The sequence below is a fragment of the Lactiplantibacillus dongliensis genome (assembly GCF_005405105.1).
Taxonomy (GTDB): Bacteria; Bacillota; Bacilli; order Lactobacillales; family Lactobacillaceae; genus Lactiplantibacillus; species Lactiplantibacillus dongliensis.
In genome coordinates, this window is record NZ_BJDK01000041.1 from 22,136 (window position 1) to 30,453 (window position 8,318).

Genomic DNA, 8,318 nt, shown 5'->3' on the forward strand with positions numbered 1-8,318 from the left:
TTATTTTAAGTTGATCAGTGGGTTTACTGAAACTTCCCCACCCGATCACGAAAGGACATGATGGTATGATTACGGTGAAAGCACCTGGAAAACTTTACATTGCAGGCGAATATGCAGTGGTTGAAAGTGGCTTTCCAGCGATTATCGTCGCATTGAATCAGTTTGTGACCGCGACGATTTCACCTAGTGATACAGTTGGGAGTATCGTTTCAAAACAATATCAAGAAAACTCGATTTATTGGCGGCGGCAAGGCGATGCGATGGTCTTTGACAACCGTGACAATCCCTTCCACTACATTCTTTCGGCCATTAGTTTGACAGAAAGCTATGCGCGTGAAGCGGGCCGTGAATTGGGCGTCTATCACTTGGGGATTAATAGTGAACTTGATAGTGCTGATGGTAAGAAGTATGGTTTGGGGTCGTCAGCTGCCGTAACGGTGGCAACGATCAAAGCCCTCTGTCAATTTTATAAATTGCCAATGGACAAAAGTAAGCTATTTAAGCTGGCCGCCATTGCGCATCTCTCAGTTCAAGGGAACGGTTCATTAGGTGACATCGCCGCCAGTGTTTACGGTGGTTGGATCGCCTATCATTCCTTCGACCGGCAATGGCTACAAGTCCAGCGCCAAAATTGCTCATTAACGGAGCTACTGGCAATGCCATGGCCCGACTTAAAGATTGAACTCTTAACGCCCCCGGCTGACTTACGCTTGATGATTGGTTGGACCGGTTCACCCGCGTCCACCTCGCATCTGGTTGATAAGGTCGCCATGGTCAAGGCCAAGCAACGGGCCGAATACCAGACCTTCTTACAAGAAAGCAAAGCTTGTCTGAAACGGATGGTCCAAGGCTTTCATGCTGGTGATTTACAGCAGATTCAAGCCGAATTACGACATAATCGCCAGCTATTACAAGACTTGGGCGCTTTTAGCCACGTGACGATTGAGACCCCAATCTTGAAAAAGATGATCACGATTGCGGAAGCTGCCGGAGCGGCGGCCAAGACTTCGGGCGCAGGCGGTGGTGATTGTGGCATCGTCCTCATCGACCAAGCCATTAAACCAACGACAATGCTCAAACAATGGGCGCAAGAAGGCATTGAACGCCTGAACTTGAACGTTCACACGGTTAGTGACCAATCAATTTCAAACGTGTAATTTTTATCCGGGCGACAACCCAGTTTGTCGCCCGTTTTTGACCTAAAACTTTATTTGGAGGTGCAAGGCATGCCCCAAAACCAACAATCACATCGTAAAGATGAACATATTTCACTCGCAGAAAAGTATTACCATGCTGCAGAACCAAACGCCTTTGATCAAGTCCGGCTTCGCCATGATGCCTTGCCTGAAACAGACGTTGCCGCCATTCAAACGACCGCAACCGTCGGCAAGTGGCAGTGGCCTTTCCCGCTATATATCGAAGCCATGACCGGGGGCTCCACGCAAACCGGCGCGCTCAATGCTCGGTTAGGTAAGATTGCGGCCGCGACCCACCTACCTATGGCGACTGGCTCACAAAGTGTCGCGATTAAAGATGCTAGCCTCGCCCCAACTTTTAGTTGTGTGCGTGACAATGATCCACAAGGACTAGTTTTCGGTAATCTTGGTGCGGGCCATTCGTTAACCGCTGCTAAAACGGCTATAAAAATGCTTAACGCGGATGCCTTAGAGCTACACTTAAATGTTGTTCAAGAACTGGTCATGCCGGAAGGTGATCGTCATTTTAAATGGCTAGCCAATATTCAAGCCATCACCACCGCCCTACCGATTCCAGTGATCATTAAAGAAGTGGGCTTTGGCATTTCACGTCCAACAATGACCAAACTCTATCAAGCGGGGGTTCGCTATTTGGATTTAGGTGGACATGGCGGCACCAACTTTGCGGACATTGAAAACCGCCGCCGTCCACAACGAGAAATGAGCTACTTAAGTGACTTTGGCCTGTCAACCGTCGAATCACTGTTAGCCGTTCAAGACCATCCCGCTGACTTAACTATTTTAGCGGCTGGTGGCATTCGAACGCCTTTAGATGCTATTAAGGCGCTGATTCTCGGTGCCGATGCCGTGGGAATGGCTGGCGTCGTCTTGCATAAGTTATTGCATCACACGGACGCTGAAGTCATTCAGTGGTTACAAGACTGGCAAGCCCAGTTTAAATTATTGATGGCGTTGGTTGGCGCGACCACGATTGCTGATCTGCATCAGATGACGGATAAACTTATTTTGTCACCAGATTTACTAGCGTATCAAACAACATTAAAAAAATAACACATGCAAAAGCGGCTTCCATCAACATCAGGAAGCCGCTTTTGCATGTGTTTATTATTTTTATAAATATTAACAGAGTTAAAAATTAAAATCATTTAAATTCGCGATATCCATGCCGAAAGGAACTTCAGTTTTCTCACCACTAGTTAAATTTTCAATAATCAATCGGTAAGTCTTCGTCCTATCGTAATTGTGGTCAGCTAAAACTAGTTGGACTTGCTGCATTCGTTCCTTGACATCTGCCGAACGACTATTAGCATTAACAGTCTGTTGTCCTGAGATTTGTTGGCCTTGTTCATCAACAAAATATAGATTAAACTCAGCTGGAATGACCGTTGAACTAATCGGTAACGACTGCCGCAAAACTAATGGCACCGTTAGTGATGTAATTTGCCGATTCATACTGAAAAGTTCCAACGTTACATCACGAGCAACAGACCGACTTGACGTTGTCTTCACTTCAAGTAATGGCACCAACATTTCCTGTAATGAAGAACCTCCATGAACATAATTGAACGAGCCGGCTGACTTAAAAACATTTGCCGTTTTTGGATAGTAAACATAGCGACTATCATCATTAACTAGAATATCGCCTAAACGTTGACTAGTCACACCCGGTAGAGTGAACTTTCTCGATGTTATCAGATAACGTTGTGATTTAACATCCGTTTCCGTAGTCGCAACATCAATTTTATCCGTTGGTTTCAAATGATCATCGCGATAGATATATCCATGATCAGCCGTTACATAGATATTGGAAATTCCTTGTGTACGTAACCGACTAATCAATTGCTGAATCTCATTAATTGCTTCAGTAGTTGCTTTGAAAACATCATCTTCTGTTTTTTTATTATCACCAATTGCATCTATTTGGTTATGATAAATATAGACAACCTCTTTACCAATAAACTTAGCTCGTATATCTTTTGAAGCGGCACCCTTTAATTCATCTAAGCTGTAAGCCGCGCTTTCTGAATTTCGATTTTGTAAAATCATTTGTCGCTGTTGCCTATTAGCGGTTGGTTGATCATCGACTAATAATTCTTTATTTTCTAAACTCATTTGATGATTAGGTAATAACATGGACATCCCCATATAGGTTACTGATGGTAATCCCGTTACTAGATAGTCCATCGTTAACGAAGTAATCTGATCCTCTCGACTTAATCTTTTTTCTAATTCCTTAGCTGCCTCAAAACGAAAAGCATCAGAGATAATGACAACCACTCGATTCTTTTCTGGCGCTACATGAAATCGATAAAAATCCCGCTGCAAATGATGCGGCTCAATTTTTTTTATATCAAGCTGTTCGTTCCAAGCATAAATAGAGCGATCCAAATAATTGTTGACATAAATAGATTCAATCAGTTCTTTAGCCTGACCAAAATCCTCGGGTAACCCCGCTTGTTGGTAATAATACGTAAACTTTCGATAACTCGTATCCAAACGATAATCCTTGGTCACATAATCATCAATCATTTCCGGAAACTTATTGTTAGCCTGCCAATGCGCATGTCGCACAATGTTCCAAGCATGACGCATCATCCGATATAAACGTGAAAAACGCAGCTGACTACCAAAATGAGTGTTTAAGCGACTACGTGTTATCTCAACAACAGTCAAGTCATTTAATCGACTGTCTACGTCCTCTAACCGTAAACGTTCTTGAATCCATAATAAAATGCGTTGATCGAATCGCGGAAACATGTCAGATTTAGCAATGTCGTCCATTTTTGTATCCCTAAAAAGCCGATCACCGTTAACCTTCTGCCAAACTAACATAGCAATACTATCAAAGTTAGCTTCACTTTTACTCATATTATTACGATTACCAAACTGTTGAATAAAGGTTTGAACATTCGCCGCATGGTCGCTTAAATCATATTGCTTAGCTGCGACTGGAACTGTCTTCTCCATTTGCTGATACGTCATGGTCACATACAAGTCTGCCACTAACTCATCAAGCCGTGGATCTGTTGCTATATATCCAAAGCGATCCGCAACTTCTTGCCAAAATGCCCGTAAAACTCCAAAACGTTCAAACAATGCTAATACTGAATTATCTTGAACACCTTTAAGTAATAACGTCTGTAGTAAGTCAAAGAAGTCAACATTTGGTTGATTTAATGGCACCAAAGCAGCCATAATAGCTAATTCTGGTTTCACCGTATAGCTGGCAACATTGTAACGCGCAAAGACTTTTCTCCGCTGACTACTAGCAAAAAAGCTAGCATATTGCTTAATAAATGGTTTAAACGTCACTGGTAGTCCCAGGTCTTTTCTTAATATCTCCTTAGAGTCCGCCGTAAACGTTCCAGAATATAAGACAATATTGCGTAAATGATCTTCTTCCAATGTGGGTTCAACTGTTGGTGAATAAACTAACGCCTTCGTCTGTGGCGGCAAACTTAGCAAGTAATGCTTAGTAGCCAGTTGTTGACCAGGTGCCATCACCACAACTTCTGCAATATCAGCTAATGCTGACCTAATCTCCGTAATGCTATCCGTAAAATCACCGGTCTCATCAAACCAGAAAATAAACTGATGCTGTTCAGTAAACCGCTGCTTAAGTGTGGTGATTATTTGTTCGATGTTGACGTCTGCCATGGTGCTACACCCTTTTCATTCCATTTTATGATATAGCTTAATCATAACGTAAACTGTTATCAACTGCAGTAGAATTTGTGAAATTTATCGAACTAACCAAGCGAACTTTGCTAAGATTCCGGGAATACCGATTGCTTATTGGGCTAGTGAAAACTTGCTACATGATTTTGAAGTTGGAACTCGGATAGATGATTTAGTTGACGCCAAAGTAGGGCTACAAACTGGTAATAACAATCAATTCCTGAGATTATGGTATGAAGTTTCAACGAGTAAGGTTAATTTTCATGCAACTTCTATTCCAAATTCTGTTATGTCCCATAAAAAGTGGTTTCCTTGTAATAAAGGTGGCGCTTATCGAAAATGGTATGGTAACTATGATTATGTTGTAAATTGGGAAAATGATGGTCAGGAAATTCGAAACTTTACAGATTCAAAAGGAAAGGTCCGTTCTCGCCCGCAAAATTCCAATTATTACTTTCGTGAAGCGATAACTTGGTCAGATATTACGAGTGGCGGTTTTAGTATGCGTTATCGAAGTTCAGGCAGTATCCACAATAATGTTGGAATGTCTGCGTTTTCGACTTCTCATATTGATTTATTACTGATTCTTGGATTAATGAACTCACCAGTTGGAGATTATTTATTAAAAATGCTTAATCCAACTATCCATTTAGAAATTGGCAATTTCAATGCATTTCCAATCGATATTGATTTATTTAGTAATAAGCATTTAAAAAGAAAAATCGATAGCTGTATTCAATTATCCAGACAAGACTGGGATTCTTTTGAAACTTCTTGGGACTTTATTCGTCACCCACTACTAACTCACATCGCTGACGATAACCTATCATATTGTCGTTCTCCCATTGGCTAATAAGACTATCTGTGACAAACTTGTGCCAACAAATGAATAGTGGAGGAAAAATATTTATGGTTAGTTATCGAAAACGTGGTAATGCTTGGCAATATGAAATTTCTTATAAGGATCGAGACGGTAGATACAGAAAGCTTCGTAAATCAGGATTCCTACTGAAGTCAGAAGCTATTTTAGCAGCTAGTAAGATACAAACTGAACATCCAAATTTGACAACTGTGAAGTCAGGTAATGAGTCTATTGTTTCATATTACAAACGGTGGATTAAAGTATATAAACAAAATGCCGTCACACCAATCACGTATAATAAATATGAGAACACTGCTAAACATGCTGCAGAACTGTTTGGAAATCTTAAACTAAAAGATTTAACAAAGTTTATTTACCAAGAACGATTAAACCAATTCGCGAAAAGCCATGCTAGACGTACAGTTTCCTGTTTTCACAAACAGCTTCGCGCTTGCCTTTTAGAAGCACTTGACGAGAAAATCATCACAACTGATCCTACTCGAAAAGCTGTGATTACCGGAACAGAAAGACCCAAAATCGCAAGAGCCTTAAACTATGCTGACTGGATAAAACTATTGTTAAACTTGGATACTACCCAAATAGGTGAAATGATTATTTACTTGGCCGCAGTTACTGGGATGCGTTACGGCGAGATTGTTGGCCTGACAATCAATGATATTAACTTAGAAATGCACACACTCAATGTCGATAAAGCCTGGGATTACAAGTATAAAACCGGATTCATGAAGACTAAGACACCTTCTTCAGTGCGTGAAATCACGGTTGATAGCCATACTGTCTCAAAATTAAAAAACTTTATTAAAATTCATTCACTAAGTACTAATCAACCACTTTTTATGGATTCTAAAGGCCACGTACTGGTCAGTGCTGAAATCAACAAGATCTTAACTAACAAACTTAACATTCTAAAAATCCCAAGAATAACCTTTCATGGTCTCCGCCATACCCACGCCTCAATTCTTTTATACAAAGGGGTTAGCGTGCTTTCTGTCTCTCGAAGGCTGGGACATAGTAACATCACAACAACGCAATCAACCTATCTGCACATCATCAAAGAACTAGAATCGCAAGACCAAGATAAAATTATTTCCATCTTAGAAAATACATCAAAATAGTTGGCACATCACTTGGCACAAAAAGGCCTCTCAACAATTTGAGAGACCTTTTTATGGCTATTTTAGCTTAGATAAAATTGTTGTACTATCTTGTAATTTATCGTAATTTACAATCACACCATCGTCTAAATCAAGTTCAATTTTTTGGTTAGCAATATGCTGAATCAATGGATCGTATTTTTTAATTTCGGTTAATTGTTGTTCTAAATGTTTAAGTTCCTTTTCATAGCGTTTCTTTTGACTCGTCACGGTCTCATTACTGGCTAATTGTGTCAGTTGGTCAATTCGCAGTTCGTACTTACCTTGTAACGGATGCAAATAATTTGTTCGTACCATCGCAAGCTCATCTGAATTATACCGATGTAAATACATCAGTGCTTTAAATCCATTCTGCTTACCACTATTGAATTCCCAATAAATCGGTCGTTTTTGATAAATCTTCTTATGATCTTTGAAAAAATCTTCAACAAAGTAACGACGAATCGCAGTTTCATCGGAATCAGCCTTTTTGCCAACCACAGAAGCAATGTAACTCAAATTCTCATCAACCGTCTCAGCACCTAAGACAACGGTTAAGAATGCACGTAAACGATTCATAATATCTCGTGAATCCCCAAAATAGTCCGCATCATTAAGAAGAAGCAAGTTGTCCTCGTTTGGCACAAAAGATTCGTAATTTGCATCATTCCATTTACCCCCAGCAAAAGCTAAGCCTCCGACATCTAACGAATATCGACCGAAAACAACTCCTATGAAATATGACAGGAATGATTTAATATCCCGTTCTTCATCTGCCAATCGTACAGAAACGTCTTTATTAGCTACTTCTGGCGTCAATTCAGCGTTTAGGCCATACAAGTCAATAAAAATTCGATTTAGTTCTTCTTCATTAATTTTCAACTGATTAAAACGGTCCTTAGCCTCAGTCTCCCATAATTCAAAAGCATTCTTTAATTTACCGTCGACCATATTTTGCTTATCGTCAGCGATGTGAGTTAGTAGTGGGTGACGAATAAAGTCCCAAGAAGTTTCAAAAGAATTCCAATCTATCTCAGAAATTTTTAAACATTTTTTAGATAAGTGAGTGTTAAGTGTAGATTGTTTTAAAACTGGAAAATTGACAAAGTTTCCGGTTTTTAAATGAATAGTTGGATTTAAGATGTTAAAAATATATCCTGCAACTTTAGAATTTAATATTGAAAGAAGATAATATAAATCTGTATTTTTATAAAATGCTGACATTCCGGTTGTTTCAGGAATTGATCCAGTACTAATCAATCTTGCCCCAAATTCGCCACTCGTAATATCTGACCAAGTTATCGCTTCACGAAAGTAATAATTAGGATTTCTAGAGCCTGTTTTAAAACTAAATATTTTACCGGGTTATATGCATGATCATTCGTATCATGATAAATGCGGTGAAAA

Annotated in this window: 6 protein-coding genes; 4 read left to right on the forward strand and 2 right to left on the reverse strand. The window is 39.9% G+C overall.

The genetic code is table 11. The features are described 5' to 3' along the window. Nucleotides 1–65 precede the first annotated feature (65 nt). Both FFM80_RS12760 and fni read left to right on the forward strand, forming a co-directional pair. Entirely contained in the window at nucleotides 66–1,157 is a 1,092-nt protein-coding gene (locus tag FFM80_RS12760; protein WP_137641147.1) for a phosphomevalonate kinase, read from the forward strand. A 69-nt stretch (nucleotides 1,158–1,226) separates the two neighbouring features. Continuing rightward, nucleotides 1,227–2,267 carry a type 2 isopentenyl-diphosphate Delta-isomerase gene (gene fni, locus FFM80_RS12765; RefSeq protein ID WP_137641148.1) on the forward strand — a complete coding sequence of 347 codons (1,041 nt, stop codon included), beginning with the start codon at nucleotides 1,227–1,229 and terminating at the stop codon, nucleotides 2,265–2,267. A 78-nt stretch (nucleotides 2,268–2,345) separates the two neighbouring features. Here the strand turns inward: fni and pglZ are convergent, their stop codons facing one another. After that, a complete protein-coding gene (pglZ, locus tag FFM80_RS12770; RefSeq protein ID WP_137641149.1) occupies nucleotides 2,346–4,874 on the reverse strand; it encodes a BREX-1 system phosphatase PglZ type A in 2,529 nt (842 codons plus the stop codon). A gap of 154 nt (nucleotides 4,875–5,028) precedes the next feature. On the opposite strand from pglZ, the gene FFM80_RS12775 reads away from it, so the two are divergent. Together FFM80_RS12775 and FFM80_RS12780 are read left to right on the forward strand one after the other, a co-directional pair. Next, a complete protein-coding gene (locus tag FFM80_RS12775) occupies nucleotides 5,029–5,748 on the forward strand; it encodes a hypothetical protein (RefSeq protein WP_137641150.1) in 720 nt (239 codons plus the stop codon). A 56-nt stretch (nucleotides 5,749–5,804) separates the two neighbouring features. Then, entirely contained in the window at nucleotides 5,805–6,893 is a 1,089-nt protein-coding gene (locus FFM80_RS12780) for a tyrosine-type recombinase/integrase (RefSeq protein WP_137641151.1), read from the forward strand. A 57-nt stretch (nucleotides 6,894–6,950) separates the two neighbouring features. Here FFM80_RS12780 and FFM80_RS12785 read toward each other — a convergent pair whose 3' ends face one another. Beyond that, nucleotides 6,951–8,171: a BREX-1 system adenine-specific DNA-methyltransferase PglX gene (locus FFM80_RS12785; protein ID WP_137641152.1), complete on the reverse strand. Its 1,221-nt coding sequence runs from the start codon at nucleotides 8,169–8,171 to the stop codon at nucleotides 6,951–6,953. Nucleotides 8,172–8,318: the final 147 nt, after the last annotated feature.

Coding starts and splice junctions, on each gene's coding strand:
- FFM80_RS12780 (WP_137641151.1), top strand. CDS start 5,805: ATGGTTAGTTATCGAAAACGTGGTAATGCTTGGCAATATGAAATTTCT.
- FFM80_RS12760 (WP_137641147.1), top strand. CDS start 66: ATGATTACGGTGAAAGCACCTGGAAAACTTTACATTGCAGGCGAATAT.
- pglZ (WP_137641149.1), bottom strand. CDS start 4,874: ATGGCAGACGTCAACATCGAACAAATAATCACCACACTTAAGCAGCGG.
- fni (WP_137641148.1), top strand. CDS start 1,227: ATGCCCCAAAACCAACAATCACATCGTAAAGATGAACATATTTCACTC.